The following is a 15,288-nucleotide window of genomic DNA, read 5'->3' on the forward strand; positions in this document are numbered from 1 at the left end:
CGGCTTCCTGCGCACGCTGCTTCAGGCGGATCGCCGCGGACAGCCCCGCGGGCCCGCCGCCGACGATCACCACGTCGTATTCCATCGACTCGCGCGGGCCGTACTGCTCAATGAGACTTGCGGGGGTCATTGATGCTCCTCTTACCGTTAGAATGCTTTTTTCGGGATCGTATTGTCCGGGAAGGACCTGGACGCCGCAACCCAAGCCATCTACATTAGCACGATCGTTCTATTTTTGTGATACGGTTTAACCCTTCTTCGCGGACGCCCGCTTCAGGCAGCCGCCGCATCAACCGAACTGAATAAAGGAACGACAATGGGCCGTTCGATCAATCTGGAAGGCAAGGTCGCGCTGATTACCGGCGCGTCGAGCGGGCTGGGCAAACGCTTCGCGCAGGTGTTGTCGCAGGCAGGCGCGAAAGTCGTGCTGGCAAGCCGCCGCACCGAGCGCCTGAAGGAACTGCGCGCCGAAATCGAGGCTTCCGGTGGCGCGGCGCACGTCGTTTCGCTCGACGTCACCGATTACCAGAGCATCAAGTCGGCGGTCGCGCACGCCGAAACGGAAGCTGGCACCATCGATATTCTCATCAACAACTCGGGCGTTTCGACCACCCAGAAGCTCTCCGATGTCACGCCGGCCGACTTCGAATACGTGTTCGACACGAATACCCGCGGCGCATTCTTCGTCGCGCAGGAAGTGGCCAAGCGGATGATGATGCGCGGCGGCGGCGGGCAGAAACCGGCGTACCGCATCATCAATATCGCTTCGGTAGCCGGGTTGCGCGTGCTGCCGCAAATCGGTCTGTACTCGATGAGCAAGGCCGCGGTCGTTCATATGACGAAATCGATGGCGCTGGAGTGGGGCCGTCATGGCATCAACGTGAACGCGATCTGTCCGGGCTATATCGACACGGAAATCAATCACCATCACTGGTCGACGGAGCAGGGGCAGAAGCTGGTTTCCATGCTGCCGCGGCATCGCGTCGGCAAGCCAGAAGACCTGGACGGCCTGCTGCTTCTGCTCGCAGCCGACGAATCGCAGTTCATCAACGGCTCGATCATTACCGCCGACGACGGCTTCGGCCTCGCCTGAGCGTTTTTTACAGCGCGCCGGCGAGGTGGCCACGAGCCGCTTCGGCCTGCGCGTGGCAACCTGTTTCAGCCCGCAGAAGAAGTACGATGAGCGAATATCACGCAGTGTTCGAGATGTCCATGCCGATCCGTTGGGGCGATATGGACGCGTTTGGCCATGTGAACAACACGGTCTATTTCCGTTACATGGAGCAGGTGCGCATTTCCTGGTTCGAGCAGCTCGGTATCGCCGGCGGCAATGGCGAGGGGCAGGGGCCCGTCATCGTCAATGCATCGATGGAGTTTCTGAAGCAGCTTCACTATCCCGGCAATGTGATTGGCCGCATGTCGGTCGGCACGCCTGGGCGCAGCAGCTTCGACACCGCTTTCGAACTGACGCGCGCCGACGATCCGGACACCGTCTATGCACGTGGCGCCGCGCGCTGCGTCTGGATCGACTACGCGGCGGGCAAATCCGTGCAGATTCCCGACCTGTTGCGCTCGACGATCGAAAACGCCGCGCTCGTGAAGGCGGCCTGAGCGGTCGGTTGCGCCGTGGGCGCGGCGGGACAGACCGGGAGCCAGCCTCTAACGTCGCCGCCGTGACGCCCGCCGCATCGAAGCCCTAATGTCCGAGCAGCCGTTGTAGCAGTTCGGTGGCGTTCCCGGTGTCGTACTTGCGCATCAGGCGGGACCGGTAGACGTCGACCGTTCGCGAGCTGATATCCAGCGCCCGGCCAATCTGCTTGCTCGTCTTGCCGGTCACCAGCTGCGCGGCGATTTCCCGCTCGCGCGGCGTCAACTCGACCGCGACCCGCCGGGTCGCGCTGAGATCCTCGAACGTCCATACGCCCACCGCATGCGGCTCGGTGCGATCGAGCGAGCGTCCCGTCACGTGACACCAGAACAGCTCTCCGTCCGCGCGCTTCATGATGCGATCGTCGGCGTAGCTGCCCTGCGCGGTCATGATCGGCGGAATGCGCTCGCCGATGCGCTCGAATTCATCCGGCGACGGGTACAGCATCTGAAAAGACTGTCCAATCAGCGATTCGCACGGGCAGCGGAAAATCGACGCGAGCTGGTCGTTACAGTCCTCGATGGTCCGCTCGCGCGAAAGCACGAGCCCGATTGGCGCGAGATGAAAGGCGGTTTGATAATCCAGTGCGGGCATAAGGTGCGCGGGTGAAGCCTGAAGCGGCGGCATACAGTGACAAATACTTATGTACTTTTGCGTATTGTGCCGCATGGTCACGCCATCGTACCCTTTCGAACAGATCAAGAGGCAGCGAAGTCACAGCTGAACCGGACGATGCCACGGCGTCGTCGTATGATTCACTGGTATCGCACCGATCCGGATTCCGGAATTCCAATCGAGGAAGGGACAAACTGATGAACAAGGTCTATCCAGGCGCGGCCGACGCGCTTAAAGACATCGTCAAGGACGGGCAGACATTCGCCGTCGGTGGCTTCGGCCTGTGCGGCATCCCCGAAGCGTTGATCGCCGCGCTGCGCGACACCGGCGTGAAAGGCCTCACGTGTATCAGCAACAATGCGGGCGTCGATGGTTTCGGCCTCGGCCTGCTGCTGCAAACGCGTCAGGTCAAAAAGATGATCTCGTCGTACGTCGGCGAGAACAAGGAATTCGAGCGGCAATTTCTGGCCGGCGAACTCGAACTCGAATTCACGCCGCAAGGCACGCTTGCCGAGAAACTGCGCGCAGGCGGCTCGGGCGTTCCGGCGTTCTTCACGAACACGGGCTACGGCACGCTGATCGCCGAGGGCAAGGAAACGCGCCAGTTCGGCGAAAACCACTACGTGCTCGAACATTCGCTGACCGCCGACGTCGCGCTCGTGAAGGCGTGGAAGGCCGACAAATCCGGCAACCTGATCTATCGCCGCACGGCGCGCAACTTCAACCCGATGTGCGCGATGGCCGGCAAGATCACGGTCGTGGAAGTCGAGGAAATCGTGGAAACCGGCGAACTCGATCCGGACGCGATTCATACGCCGGGCATCTTCGTGCAGCGCATCGTGCTGAACGCGCATCCGGAAAAACGCATCGAACAACGCATCGTCCGCGCGAAAGGAGACTGATCATGGCATGGAATCGTGACGAAATGGCCGCGCGCGCGGCGAAGGAATTGCAGGACGGCTTTTACGTGAACCTCGGCATCGGCCTGCCGACGCTGGTGGCGAACCATGTGCCGAAGGGCGTCGAAGTGTGGCTGCAATCGGAAAACGGCCTGCTTGGCATTGGCCCGTCGCCGACCGAAGAGGAAGTGGACGCCGACCTGATCAACGCCGGCAAGCAGACGGTCACGACGCTGCCTGGTTCGTCGATTTTCTCGTCGGCGGATTCGTTCGCGATGATTCGCGGCGGCCACATCAACCTGGCGATTCTCGGCGCGATGCAGATCAGCAAGAAGGGCGATCTGGCCAACTGGATGATCCCGGGCAAGATGATCAAGGGCATGGGCGGTGCGATGGATCTGGTCGCGGGCGTCAAGCGCGTGGTCGTGTTGATGGAGCACGTCGCGAAAGGCGACCAGCACAAGATTCTCGAGGAATGCTCGCTGCCGTTGACGGGCGTGGGCGTCGTCGACCGGATCATTACCGACCTGGGCGTGATCGACGTCACGGAGGACGGCCTGAAGGTGGTCGAACTGGCGTCGGGCGTGAGCGTCGATGAAATCAAGGCGAAGACGGGCGCACCGCTCGATGTGAGCGCGGTGAGCTGACGGGCCCGGTTTCAGGCGCGGTCGTCGAGGCGGCGTCAGTTCGATACGTCTCCCTGTTGATAAAAACGGGCGGAACGCGAGTTTCGCCCGTTTTTATTTGGAGCTTGATGTGAGCCGGCGCGGGGGGCGCGTGGTGCAGGCGTGCCAGGCCGTTCGGCCAGGGCGGCGGCCGGGTCGCAAGCGGTTTACAATCGGTTGCATGTTGAACGGCTTGTCTGATGCAGCATATCAGGCGCGCCGCATTCTCTTCCGGGCTATCCGGAACAGCGGCCACGCTTCGGCCTGGAGACTTATCGATGACGACCGCCACACCTTTCGCGTCACCTCGCCAGCATGACGTGCAGTGCATCAGTCCTGGTGGCCTGCACCGTGTCGCGTACACCGAGTGGGGTGATCCGGCCAATCCGCGCGTGCTGCTGTGCGTGCACGGCCTCACGCGAACGGGGCGCGATTTCGACCGGCTCGCGGCCGCGTTCGCCGATACGTATCGCGTGGTGTGCCCGGACGTGGTGGGCCGGGGGATGTCCTCATGGCTTGCCGACCCCAGCTACTACGGCGTGCCGCAGTACGTCAGCGACATGATCACGCTGATCGCGCGGCTCGATGTGCAATCGGTCGACTGGTTCGGCACGTCGATGGGCGGCCTGATCGGCATGGCGCTGGCCGGCGTGCCGGATTCGCCAATCGGCAGGATGCTGGTCAACGACGTGGGTCCACATGTCGAGCCGGTGGCGCTCTCGCGCATTGGTGATTATCTCGGCAAGCCGGCGCGTTTCGAAACGTTGCAGCAGGGCATCGATTACGCCGCGCTGCTCGCGGCGTCGTTCGGACCGCTCACGCCGGACGAGTGGCGCGAGATCAATACGCCGTTGCTGCACGAACGCGATGGCGCGTGGCAGCTTCGCTACGATCCGCGCATCGCGCAGCCGTTTGCCGCTGCAACGCCAGAAATGACGGCACTCGGTGAAGCCGCGCTGTGGCGTTCGCTGGCGGCGACGGAAGGCCCGGTACTCGTGGTTCGCGGGGAGCTGTCCGATCTGCTGTCGCGTGAAACGGTCGAGAAAATGGTCGGGCAGGGGCGCGCGGTATCGAGCGTCGAAATTCCAGGCGTCGGACATGCACCGGCCTTCCTCGCCGACGACCAGATAGCGATCGCGCGGCGCTTCTTCATCGGCGAAACATCTGGCGCGTCATAATATAGGGTTGCACGGCGCGGTTTGCTGTCCGCGCCGTGCACATGTTCAATCGATTACCCTCAACCCCGATCACAGGATTTTTCATGGCAGTCATTCGTCACCACGTCGGCGCGCGTCTCTCGGAAATCGCCGTGCATAACGGTACCGTCTACCTCGCCGGTCAAATCGCCGAGGACACGAACCACGACATCGCCGGCCAGACGCGCGAAGTGCTGGGCCACATCGACCGCCTGCTCGCCGAAGTGAACAGCGACAAGTCGCATTTGCTGTCCGTGCAGATTTATATCTCGGACATGGCTCACTTCGCCGGCATGAACGCTGTGTGGGATACGTGGGTTGCCGCGGGCGCCACACCGCCGCGCGCAACGGTCGAAGCGAAGCTGGCGAACCCGGCATGCCTCGTCGAGATCGTCGTCGTGGCCGCGCAGCGTAGCTGAGCGAATACGGCAACTGTTTTTCGTCACTCCTGGCTTTTCCGGCGAAGCGCCGCATCATGAATACCGATACTGTCACGACCGTTCCGAATCCCGTGCCGTCTTTTGACGAAGCGATGGCGTTCGTGCGCAAACACGCGGGCGACGTGCGGCTTTCGTCGGGCGAGTTGCTGGCGGATCATGCCGCGGGCACGGCGGCGCTCATGCGCACGCTCAACGTGGATCCGTCCGCGGTGCTCGCGGCGGCGCTGTTCGCCCTGACACCGCATCTGAAGGATCCGGAGCGGCTCATCGCGGAGCGCTTCGGCGACGAGGTCGCGCAACTGGTGAGCGACGTCCGCAAGCTGTTGCGGCTGGGTACGGTGAGCCTGCGCGCCGCGCAGAACGCACTGCCCGATACGGGTCGCGACGCGCAGGCCGCGCGGCGCGCGCAGGTCGAGGCGCTGCGCAAGATGCTGCTCGCGTTCGCGCAGGACATCCGTGTCGTGCTGATCAGGCTCGCGTCGCGCGTGCAGTCGTTGCGGTATTACGCGGCGGCGAAGATCACGCTTTCGCCGGACGTCGCACGCGAGACACTCGATATCTACGCGCCGCTCGCCAACCGGCTGGGCATCTGGCAACTGAAATGGGAACTCGAAGATCTCGCGTTTCGCTTCGAGGAACCGGAGACCTACAAGCGCATCGCGAAACTGCTCGACGAGAAGCGCGTCGAGCGTGAGGCTTACGTTGCAGAGGCGATCGCGCGTCTGCAACACGAACTGGCGGCCGCGCATATTCGCGCTGAAGTGAGCGGCCGGCCGAAACACATCTATAGCATCTGGCGCAAGATGCGCGGCAAGGAGCTCGATTTCTCGGAGCTGTATGACGTGCGCGCGTTTCGCGTCATCGTGCCGGACATCAAGGATTGCTACACGGTTCTGGGTATCGTGCACAACCTGTGGCAGCCGGTTCCTAAAGAGTTCGACGATTACATCTCGCGTCCGAAGCCGAACGGCTACAAGTCGCTTCACACAGTTGTGATCGGCGACGACGGCCGGGCGTTCGAGGTGCAGATCCGCACGCAGGAGATGCACCAGTTCGCCGAGTACGGCGTCGCGGCGCACTGGCGTTACAAGGAAGCGGGCACGCGCGGCTACGGCGGCCAGTTCAGCGCAAGCGAGAAGTACGACGAGAAGATCGCGTGGCTGCGTCAACTGCTCGCGTGGAAAGACGATGTCTCCGAAGGCGAGCACGATGGCCGGCCCGCGGCCCAGCCCTGGGAGCAGTTGCGCCAGGCGACGCTCGACGACGACCAGATCTACGTCCTCACGCCGCAGGCGCGCGTGATCCCGTTGCCGCAAGGCGCGACGCCTGTCGACTTTGCGTATCACCTGCATAGCGAACTGGGCCATCGGTGCCGCGGCGCGCGCGTCGATGGCGCGATGGTGCCGCTCAACACGCCGCTGCAGAACGGGCAAACCGTCGAAATCGTATCGGTGAAGGAGGGTGGCCCGTCGCGCGACTGGCTCAATCCGCAGCTAGGCTATCTGCGCAGTTCGCGCGCGCGCCAGAAAGTGCGCGCGTGGTTCAACGCAGTCGATCTGCAGGAGAACATGTCGATCGGCCGGGCGATGGTCGAAAAGACGTTGCAGCGCGAAGGCAAGACCTCCGTCAATCTCGATCAGCTTGCTGCAAAGCTCGGCTTCAAGACGACCGACGAGCTCTTCTGGGTGGTCGGCAAGGAAGAGTTCAGCCTGCGTCTCGTCGAGCAGGCGCTGCACGATGCGCCGCCGCCCGAACCGGTCGTCGAGGCGCCCGAGCAGTTCGAAAAGCGCAGCAGCGGCGCGAGTGTCGCGCAGGGCGCATCGACGGGTGTGCTGGTTGTCGGCGTCGACGCGCTGCTCACGCAGCTCGCGCGTTGTTGCCGTCCGGCGCCGCCTGATGTCATCAGCGGATTCGTCACACGTGGCAAGGGCATGTCGATTCATCGCAGCAATTGCCCGACGTTTCTGCGCATGGCGGAACGTGCGCCGGAACGCGTGCTCGAAACAGCGTGGTCCGCCGATGTGATGGGCGGGCACGGTCGCTCGGTGTATCCGGTCGACCTCACGATCGAGGCGTCGGACCGGCAAGGTTTGCTGCGCGACATCTCCGAAATTTTCGCGCGCGAGAAGATGAACGTGATCGGCGTGAAGACGCAGACGCGGCGTAACGCGGCGTTCATGCAGTTCACCGTCGAGGTGTCGAGCGCCGCGCAGATTCAGCGCGCGTGCGCGTTGCTGGGCGAGGTAACGGGCGTGGTTCGCGCGTCGCGCAAGGGGTGAGAAGTGCGTCGCCTGGACGCATCGATATGCGTCGTCTGGATTTTTAATGTCGACGCATAAAAGTGCTTGCCAAGTTTCGAGGTGCTCCATATAATCTCGTTTCTTCAGGCTCGTAGCTCAGCTGGTTAGAGCACCACCTTGACATGGTGGGGGTCGTTGGTTCGAGTCCAATCGAGCCTACCAACGAAAGGAAACTCTGGTTTGCCGGGGTTTCGTAGCAAGCGGCAACAAGCGCTTCGGCGCAAAAGGCGAATACGGTTATGACACCGCGAACGTTGACCGGAACCACTTCGGATCGGCGCTAGTCGAGGACCACGTTTGCCGTTGCAGTTAGCTGGAAATGTGAATGCGGCCCCTCGAAAGCGGGGCCGCATTTTTTTTCGCTTTTTTGGCGCTTTTTTGGTTTTCTCGCCTGATCGCGGCATGTGCCGAGGGTCGGCCTCACGGAGAACACAATGGTTTCGATACGTCTGCCTGACGGTTCTGTTCGACAGTACGAGCATCCGGTAACGGTGGCTGAAGTCGCGGCGTCGATCGGCGCGGGCCTCGCGAAAGCCGCGCTCGGCGGCAAGGTCGATGGCGAGCTGGTCGACACGTCTTCGCTGATCGATCACGACGCGTCGCTCGCGATCGTCACCGAGAAAGACGCGGACGGCCTCGACATCATTCGTCACTCCACGGCTCACCTGCTCGCGTACGCGGTCAAAGACCTGTATCCGGAAGCGCAGGTGACGATCGGGCCGGTCATCGACAATGGCTTTTACTACGACTTCGCGTACAACCGTCCCTTCACGCCGGAAGATCTCGAGAAGATCGAGAAGCGCATGCAGGAACTCGCGAAGAAAGACGAGCCCGTTACGCGCCGCGTCGTATCGCGCGATGAAGCCGTCGATTACTTCAAGAGCATCGGTGAGAAGTACAAGGCCGAGATCATCGCGTCGATTCCCGCCACCGACGAAATCAAGCTGTATTCGCACGGCGGTTTCACCGACCTGTGCCGCGGCCCGCACGTGCCGTCCACCGGCAAGCTGAAGGTCTTCAAGCTGATGAAGGTCGCGGGTGCTTACTGGCGCGGCGATTCGAAGAACGAACAGTTGCAGCGCATCTACGGTACGGCCTGGACGAAGAAGGAAGACCAGGAAGCGTACCTGCACATGCTCGAAGAGGCCGAGAAGCGCGATCATCGCAAGCTCGGCAAGCAGCTCGATCTTTTCCACATGCAGGACGAGTCGCCGGGCATGGTGTTCTGGCATCCGCGCGGCTGGACGCTGTGGCAGCAGGTCGAGCAGTACATGCGTCGCCGCGTGAACGACGCCGGCTACCTCGAAATCAAGACGCCGATGATCATGGACCGTTCGCTGTGGGAAGCGTCCGGTCACTGGCAGAACTATCGTGAAAACATGTTCACGACGGAATCGGAAAAGCGCGACTACGCGATCAAGCCGATGAACTGCCCGGGTCACGTGCAGGTGTTCAATCACGGCCTGCGTTCGTACCGGGATCTGCCGCTGCGTTACGCGGAATTCGGCTCGTGCCATCGCAACGAATCGTCGGGCGCGCTGCATGGCCTGATGCGTGTGCGCGGCTTCGTGCAGGACGACGCGCACATTTTCTGTACCGAAGACCAGTTCATCAGCGAATCGATCGCGTTCAATACGCTCGCGATGAGCGTGTACCACGACTTCGGTTTCGACAATGTCGACATCAAGCTGTCGTTGCGTCCCGACGCGCGCGCCGGCACGGACGAAACCTGGGACCGTGCGGAGCAGGGCCTGCGTGAAGCACTGACCGCGTGCGGCGTGACGTGGGAAGAGCTGCCGGGCGAGGGCGCGTTCTATGGCCCGAAGGTCGAGTACCACATCAAGGACGCGCTCGGCCGCTCGTGGCAGTGCGGTACGCTCCAGCTCGACATGGTGCTGCCGGAGCGTCTCGGCGCCGAGTACGTGGCCGAAGACAACAGTCGTCGCCGGCCGATCATGCTGCACCGGGCGATCGTCGGGTCGATGGAGCGGTTCCTCGGTATTCTGATCGAGCACCATGCTGGTGCAATGCCGTCGTGGCTTGCTCCGATGCAGGTTGTGGTGATGAATATCGCCGAAAGTCAGGCCGGATATGCCCGGTCCATAGCCCAAACGTTGCAAAAACAAGGGGTTAGAGTAGAGGCCGATTTGCGCAACGAGAAGATTAGCTATAAAATACGCGAGCACACGCTGGAAAAGGTCCCGTATCTGCTGGTTGTCGGCGACAAGGAGCGTGATGCACAAACGGTAGCCGTGCGTGCCCGTGGTGGTGTCGATCTGGGAGTGATGCCGGTCGATGCCTTCATTGAGCGTCTGCGACAGGACGTCCAGTCGTTCAAGTAAGCCACCTGGCAGCGCGGCTCGTTTTTTTAATTTTTAGAGGAAACGTAACATCGCTACTGATAAGTCTGCGCATCGCATCAACGGTGAAATTACTGCACCCGAGGTGCGTCTGGTCGGAGTCGAGAACGAACCGCTCGGCATCGTGAAACTCGCTGATGCGTTCCGCCTGTCGGAACAGCAGGACGTGGATCTGGTCGAAATCGCCCCGCAGGCGGTTCCCCCGGTCTGCCGTTTGATGGACTACGGCAAGTTCAAGTACTCGGAAGCAAAGAAGCAACACGAGGCCAAGCTCAAGCAGAAGATCGTCCAGGTCAAGGAAGTCAAATTCCGGCCGGGTACGGATGACGGCGACTACAACGTCAAGCTGCGCAACCTCATTCGCTTCCTCGAAGACGGCGACAAGACGAAAATCACGTTGCGTTTCCGCGGCCGCGAAATGGCGCACCAGGAAATCGGTATGCGCATGCTTGAGCGCCTGCGCACCGACCTCGACGAAGTAGGTGCAGTCGAGCAGATGCCGAAGATGGAAGGGCGCCAGATGATCATGGTGCTGGGCCCGAAAAAGAAGAAGTAAGCAGCGCGCTGCGCATCGTTCGATGCGCAATGTCGATGCTGTTGTGCAGAACAAGCAGTGCCCGTCGATGATCGGCGGAATGGCAGGTTTCGGAAGTGTGCCCGCGTAGCGGGCGCTTTCCTGAAAAGCGGCGGCCAGCAACATCGGTCAGCTGCATACCAAGTGGAGTGGGTTTCGAAGGGCGGGTCAGGGCCATCAGGGCCGACCGCACACCCATATCCATCTAATAATGGAGTTGTTCGTCATGCCTAAGATGAAGACCAAGAAGAGTGCTGCAAAGCGCTTCGTGGTGCGTCCGGGTGGTACCGTCAAACGCGGTCAAGCCTTCAAGCGCCACATTCTTACCAAGAAGTCCACCAAGAACAAGCGTCAACTGCGTGGTTCCACGGCCGTTCATGATTCCAATCTGAACTCCGTGCGCGCGATGCTGCCGTTCGCTTAACCCTTAACTGAAACTCACAGGAGCTAGATATGCCTAGAGTCAAACGTGGGGTTACCGCACGGGCCCGTCACAAGAAGATCATCAAGCTGGCCAAGGGTTACCGCGGCCGTCGCAATAACGTCTATCGCATCGCCAAGCAGGCGGTCATGCGCGCAGGCCAGTATGCCTACCGCGATCGCCGCAACAAGAAGCGTGTGTTCCGTGCATTGTGGATCACGCGTATCAACGCGGCGGTGCGTCAGCACGACATGACGTACAGCGTGTTCATCAACGGCCTGAAGAAGGCTTCGATCGAACTCGACCGCAAGGTGCTGGCCGACATGGCTGTGTTCGACAAGGCCGCTTTTGCTGCGATCGTTCAGCAGGTGAAAGCCGCCGTTGCAGCCTGATTGCGCTAGTTAGCACATCGTACTGCGTGGTTCGTTGCAGCGAAGATCCGGTAGCCTCGGTGACGCTGCAACAGAAACGGGGCTCCTCACCGAGCCCCTTTTTTGTTGGTCGAGCGGTTTTCGCTCGTACCGAACATTGAACACTGACGTTGAAAAGATGGGATCAATGGATCTGGACCAGATTGTCGCCGATGCGCAAAAGGCCTTCGAACAGGCCACCGACACCACCACGCTCGAAAACGAGAAGGCCCGTTTTCTCGGCAAGTCGGGTGCGCTGACCGAGCTGTTGAAGGGCCTTGGCAAGCTCGATCCCGAGACTCGCAAGACTGAAGGCGCGCGCATCAATGCCGTCAAGCAGCAGGTGGAAACCGCGCTGACGGCCCGTCGCCAGGCACTGGCCGACGCATTGCTGAACCAGCGCCTCGCCGCCGAAGCCATCGACGTCACGCTGCCTGGCCGCGGCATCGGAGCAGGCAGCCTGCATCCGGTGATGCGCACATGGGAGCGCGTCGAGCAGATTTTTCACTCCATTGGTTTTGACGTGGCCGACGGCCCCGAGATCGAAACCGACTGGTACAACTTCACTGCGCTGAACAGCCCGGAAAACCATCCGGCGCGTTCGATGCAGGACACTTTCTATATCGACGGCAAGGATGCCGACGGCCGCCAGTTGCTGCTGCGCACGCACACGAGCCCGATGCAGGTTCGTTACGCGCGCACCAACACGCCGCCGATCAAGGTTATCGTGCCGGGCCGCACGTATCGTGTGGATAGCGACGCCACGCATTCACCGATGTTCAATCAGGTCGAAGGACTGTGGATCGACGAGAACATCAGCTTTGCGGACCTGAAGGGCGTCTACACCGACTTCCTCAAGAAATTCTTCGAGCGCGACGACATTCTCGTGCGCTTCCGTCCGTCTTATTTTCCGTTCACGGAACCGTCGGCCGAAATCGACATGATGTTCGAACACGGCAAGAACGCGGGCAAATGGCTGGAAATTTCCGGTTCCGGCCAGGTTCACCCGACGGTCATCCGCAACATGGGTCTCGACCCGGAGCGGTACATCGGCTTCGCATTCGGCAGCGGCCTCGAGCGGCTGACGATGTTGCGTTATGGCGTGCAGGATCTGCGTCTGTTCTTCGAAAACGACCTGCGTTTCCTGCGGCAATTCGCCTGACGCGCGCGACGTGACTCGCGAAGCTGACGGCAGCGTGCCGTCACCGCAAGCTGCACCTTCGGTGGATTCGGCGCGAGCACGCTGCCGGACGTGGACCTAACCTGTTTAGAACGTAAAGAACCATGCTATTCCCTGAATCCTGGCTGAGAAGCTTTGTCGACCCGCGGATGACGACCGACGAGCTGTCGCACGCATTGACGATGGCGGGTCTCGAAGTCGAAGGGCTCACGCCCGCGGCACCGCCGACCTCGAAGATCGTCGTGGGCCGTGTGCTCGAAGTGGTCAAGCACCCGGACGCGGACAAGCTCAACGTCTGTCAGGTCGACGCCGGCACCGGCGCGACGCTCAACATCGTGTGCGGCGCGCCGAACGTGGCGCCCGGCATCAAGGTGCCCGTGGCGCTGGTCGGCGCGCAGCTGCCGCCGGCCGAAGAGGGCGGCGCACCGTTCATGATCAGGCTTTCGAAGCTGCGTGGTGTAGAGAGCCAGGGCATGCTGTGCTCGGCGCGCGAACTGAAGCTGTCGGAAGATCATAGCGGTCTCATGATCCTGCCGGAAGATACGCCGATCGGTCAGGATATCCGCGAGACGCTGAATCTCGACGACACGATCTTCGAAATCAAGCTGACGCCGAACAAGGCCGATTGCCTCTCCGTGTTTGGCGTGGCGCGCGAGACGTCGGCGATTACTGGCGCGCCGCTGCGCCCGCTCGAGATCAAGCCCGTTGCCGTCAAGTTGAACGAAACGCTGCCCGTGAAAATTTCCGCGCCGGATCTGTGCGGCCGTTTCTCGGGCCGCGTGATTCGGGGTGTCAACGCCCGCGCGAAGACGCCGCACTGGATGGTCGAGCGCCTCGAGCGCTCGGGCCAGCGCAGCATTACCGCGCTCGTCGACATCTCGAACTACGTGATGCTCGAACTGGGTCGCCCGTCGCACGTGTTCGATCTCGACAAGATTCATGGCGGCATCGATGTCCGCTGGGGACGTCGTGGCGAATCGCTCAAACTGCTGAACGGCAATACGGTCGAACTCGACGAAACCGTCGGCGTGATCGCCGATGAGCAGCACGTCGAAAGCCTCGCGGGCATCATGGGCGGCGACAGCACGTCCGTCACGCTCGACACCACCAACATCTATCTCGAAGCCGCGTTCTGGTGGCCGGACAGCATCCGCGGCCGCTCGCGCAAGTACAACTTCTCGACGGACGCGGGTCACCGTTTCGAGCGCGGCGTCGATTACGCGACGACGGTCGAGCACATCGAACGCATCTCGCAGCTGATCCTCGACATCTGCGGCGGCGAAGCCGGCCCGGTCGACGACCAGATCGTCAATGTGCCGCAACGCGCGCCGGTGAAGATGCGCGTCGCGCGCGCGAACCGGATCATCGGCGTGCAGATCGACGCGGACGAAATCGCGCGGATCTTCACGCGTCTCGGCCTCACGTTCGAACGCGAAGGCGATACGTTCGCGGTGATGCCGCCGTCGTATCGCTTCGACATCGAAATCGAGGAAGACCTGATCGAAGAAGTCGCGCGCATTTACGGCTTCGAAAAGATTCCGGCGCGTCCGCCGGTCGCGACCAGCGAGATGCGTCGTACGAACGAAACGCAGCGCTCGATCCACGCGATCCGTCACGCGCTCGCCGCGCGCGACTACGCGGAGACGGTGAATTTCAGCTTCGTCGATGCTGAGTGGGAGCAGGATTTTGCCGGCAACGACAAACCGGTGCGTCTGCTCAATCCGATCGCGAGCCAGCTTTCGGTGATGCGCACGTCATTGTTCGGCAGCCTGATCCACGTGCTGCGTTCGAACCTGAACCGTCGCGCGGATCGCGTTCGCGTGTTCGAAGCCGGCCGCGTGTTTCTGCACGATCCGGCGATCAAGGCGGGCGAACTGGCAATCGAGGGTTTCGCGCAGCCGAAGATGCTGGGCGCGCTCGCTTACGGCCCCGCGCTCGAAGAGCAGTGGGCGGCGCCGTCGCGCGCAGTCGATTTCTTCGATGTGAAGGGCGATCTCGAGGCGCTGTTCGCGCCGGTGGTGCCGAAATTCGTGAAGGCGGAGCATCCGGCGCTGCATCCGGGGCGTAGCGCGCGCGTGGAAATCGACGGCCGGGCAGTGGGCTGGATTGGCGAACTTCATCCGCGCTGGATGCAGAAGTATGATTTATCGCATGCGCCAATTCTGTTTGAAATCGAAGCAGACGCGTTAATTCAGCGCGCGTTGCCGACTCCATCGGAAGTATCGAAGTTTCCGCCGGTCCGGCGTGATATTGCAGTTGTGGTCGATCAGAATATCGAGGCTCAGGCGCTGCTCGACGAGCTGCAAAAGGCCCTTTCGGACGACGCCTGCAAGACCGTTCAGCGGGTTGCGCTTTTCGATGAATTTCGTCCAAAATCAAACACTTCCGGCGGCCTGGCGGCTACCGAGAAAAGCCTTGCGTTCCGTGTGACCTTGCAAGATACTGGCGGGACCCTTCAGGATGAAACGGTCGATCTGGCCATTAAAACCCTGGTGGATCGTCTGGCTCGAGTATATGGCGCACGGTTGCGCGGATAACCTTAAAACAGCTGTTTCCGCATTTACGTTTCTGGTTATCGCG

The 15,288-nt window shown here is 61.6% G+C and carries 15 protein-coding genes and 1 tRNA gene; 14 read left to right on the top strand and 2 right to left on the bottom strand.

The window, feature by feature from the left end; all coding sequences use genetic code 11:
• A partial coding sequence (locus LPA34_RS24865) for an FAD-dependent oxidoreductase (protein ID WP_228983552.1) occupies positions 1-130 on the bottom strand: 130 nt, incomplete at its 3' end.
• Positions 131-316: 186 nt separating this feature from the next.
• Here LPA34_RS24865 and LPA34_RS24870 point away from each other — a divergent pair.
• Together LPA34_RS24870 and LPA34_RS24875 are read left to right on the top strand one after the other, a co-directional pair.
• Entirely contained in the window at positions 317-1,093 is a 777-nt protein-coding gene (locus LPA34_RS24870; RefSeq protein WP_228983478.1) for an SDR family oxidoreductase, read from the top strand.
• A gap of 86 nt (positions 1,094-1,179) precedes the next feature.
• Complete coding sequence (locus LPA34_RS24875; protein WP_228983479.1) at positions 1,180-1,611, top strand: acyl-CoA thioesterase; 432 nt, start codon at positions 1,180-1,182, stop codon at positions 1,609-1,611.
• A gap of 85 nt (positions 1,612-1,696) precedes the next feature.
• On the opposite strand, the gene LPA34_RS24880 is transcribed toward LPA34_RS24875, so the two are convergent.
• On the bottom strand, positions 1,697-2,242 hold the full coding sequence (locus LPA34_RS24880; RefSeq protein ID WP_228983480.1) for a PAS and helix-turn-helix domain-containing protein: 546 nt from the start codon (positions 2,240-2,242) through the stop codon (positions 1,697-1,699).
• 218 nt (positions 2,243-2,460) lie between these two features.
• Here LPA34_RS24880 and LPA34_RS24885 point away from each other — a divergent pair, with 218 nt between their 5' ends.
• The 12 genes from LPA34_RS24885 to pheT all read left to right on the top strand — a co-directional run bounded on the left by LPA34_RS24885 (position 2,461) and on the right by pheT (position 15,245).
• On the top strand, positions 2,461-3,165 hold the full coding sequence (locus tag LPA34_RS24885; protein WP_228983481.1) for a CoA transferase subunit A: 705 nt from the start codon (positions 2,461-2,463) through the stop codon (positions 3,163-3,165).
• A 2-nt stretch (positions 3,166-3,167) separates the two neighbouring features.
• Positions 3,168-3,809: a CoA transferase subunit B gene (locus LPA34_RS24890; RefSeq protein ID WP_228983483.1), complete on the top strand. Its 642-nt coding sequence runs from the start codon at positions 3,168-3,170 to the stop codon at positions 3,807-3,809.
• Between the two features lie 296 nt (positions 3,810-4,105).
• Positions 4,106-5,005 (top strand): alpha/beta fold hydrolase, encoded by a 900-nt coding sequence (locus tag LPA34_RS24895; RefSeq protein WP_228983484.1) that lies wholly within the window; start codon positions 4,106-4,108, stop codon positions 5,003-5,005.
• Positions 5,006-5,088: 83 nt separating this feature from the next.
• A complete protein-coding gene (locus tag LPA34_RS24900) occupies positions 5,089-5,442 on the top strand; it encodes a RidA family protein (protein WP_228983485.1) in 354 nt (117 codons plus the stop codon).
• 56 nt (positions 5,443-5,498) lie between these two features.
• Positions 5,499-7,742: a RelA/SpoT family protein gene (locus tag LPA34_RS24905; RefSeq protein WP_228983486.1), complete on the top strand. Its 2,244-nt coding sequence runs from the start codon at positions 5,499-5,501 to the stop codon at positions 7,740-7,742.
• A 106-nt stretch (positions 7,743-7,848) separates the two neighbouring features.
• Positions 7,849-7,925 (top strand) — tRNA-Val (locus LPA34_RS24910).
• A gap of 272 nt (positions 7,926-8,197) precedes the next feature.
• The gene (gene thrS, locus LPA34_RS24915) at positions 8,198-10,105 is read left to right on the top strand and encodes a threonine--tRNA ligase (RefSeq protein ID WP_228983488.1); all 1,908 of its coding nucleotides are present in this window, start codon (positions 8,198-8,200) and stop codon (positions 10,103-10,105) included.
• 49 nt (positions 10,106-10,154) lie between these two features.
• Positions 10,155-10,679 carry a translation initiation factor IF-3 gene (infC, locus tag LPA34_RS24920; RefSeq protein ID WP_228983553.1) on the top strand — a complete coding sequence of 175 codons (525 nt, stop codon included), beginning with the start codon at positions 10,155-10,157 and terminating at the stop codon, positions 10,677-10,679.
• A gap of 244 nt (positions 10,680-10,923) precedes the next feature.
• Positions 10,924-11,121, top strand: coding sequence for a 50S ribosomal protein L35 (rpmI, locus tag LPA34_RS24925; protein WP_090529561.1), 198 nt, complete (start codon positions 10,924-10,926; stop codon positions 11,119-11,121).
• A gap of 29 nt (positions 11,122-11,150) precedes the next feature.
• Positions 11,151-11,510 (top strand): 50S ribosomal protein L20, encoded by a 360-nt coding sequence (gene rplT / locus LPA34_RS24930; protein ID WP_006052502.1) that lies wholly within the window; start codon positions 11,151-11,153, stop codon positions 11,508-11,510.
• Between the two features lie 166 nt (positions 11,511-11,676).
• On the top strand, positions 11,677-12,690 hold the full coding sequence (gene pheS, locus LPA34_RS24935) for a phenylalanine--tRNA ligase subunit alpha (RefSeq protein ID WP_228983491.1): 1,014 nt from the start codon (positions 11,677-11,679) through the stop codon (positions 12,688-12,690).
• Positions 12,691-12,812: 122 nt separating this feature from the next.
• Positions 12,813-15,245, top strand: a complete 2,433-nt coding sequence (gene pheT, locus LPA34_RS24940) for a phenylalanine--tRNA ligase subunit beta (protein ID WP_228983493.1) — start codon at positions 12,813-12,815, stop codon at positions 15,243-15,245.
• Positions 15,246-15,288 lie beyond the last annotated feature (43 nt).

This window comes from Paraburkholderia gardini, from assembly GCF_907164575.1.
GTDB classification, from domain to species: domain Bacteria; phylum Pseudomonadota; class Gammaproteobacteria; order Burkholderiales; family Burkholderiaceae; genus Paraburkholderia; species Paraburkholderia gardini.

Bases quoted from the DNA above. Each gene is read 5' to 3' on its own strand.
- LPA34_RS24895 (WP_228983484.1), top strand. From the start codon at position 4,106: ATGACGACCGCCACACCTTTCGCGTCACCTCGCCAGCATGACGTGCAG.
- LPA34_RS24880 (WP_228983480.1), bottom strand. From the start codon at position 2,242: ATGCCCGCACTGGATTATCAAACCGCCTTTCATCTCGCGCCAATCGGG.
- pheS (WP_228983491.1), top strand. From the start codon at position 11,677: ATGGATCTGGACCAGATTGTCGCCGATGCGCAAAAGGCCTTCGAACAG.
- LPA34_RS24875 (WP_228983479.1), top strand. From the start codon at position 1,180: ATGAGCGAATATCACGCAGTGTTCGAGATGTCCATGCCGATCCGTTGG.
- rplT (WP_006052502.1), top strand. From the start codon at position 11,151: ATGCCTAGAGTCAAACGTGGGGTTACCGCACGGGCCCGTCACAAGAAG.
- thrS (WP_228983488.1), top strand. From the start codon at position 8,198: ATGGTTTCGATACGTCTGCCTGACGGTTCTGTTCGACAGTACGAGCAT.
- LPA34_RS24905 (WP_228983486.1), top strand. From the start codon at position 5,499: ATGAATACCGATACTGTCACGACCGTTCCGAATCCCGTGCCGTCTTTT.
- rpmI (WP_090529561.1), top strand. From the start codon at position 10,924: ATGCCTAAGATGAAGACCAAGAAGAGTGCTGCAAAGCGCTTCGTGGTG.
- LPA34_RS24870 (WP_228983478.1), top strand. From the start codon at position 317: ATGGGCCGTTCGATCAATCTGGAAGGCAAGGTCGCGCTGATTACCGGC.
- pheT (WP_228983493.1), top strand. From the start codon at position 12,813: ATGCTATTCCCTGAATCCTGGCTGAGAAGCTTTGTCGACCCGCGGATG.
- LPA34_RS24900 (WP_228983485.1), top strand. From the start codon at position 5,089: ATGGCAGTCATTCGTCACCACGTCGGCGCGCGTCTCTCGGAAATCGCC.
- LPA34_RS24885 (WP_228983481.1), top strand. From the start codon at position 2,461: ATGAACAAGGTCTATCCAGGCGCGGCCGACGCGCTTAAAGACATCGTC.
- LPA34_RS24890 (WP_228983483.1), top strand. From the start codon at position 3,168: ATGGCATGGAATCGTGACGAAATGGCCGCGCGCGCGGCGAAGGAATTG.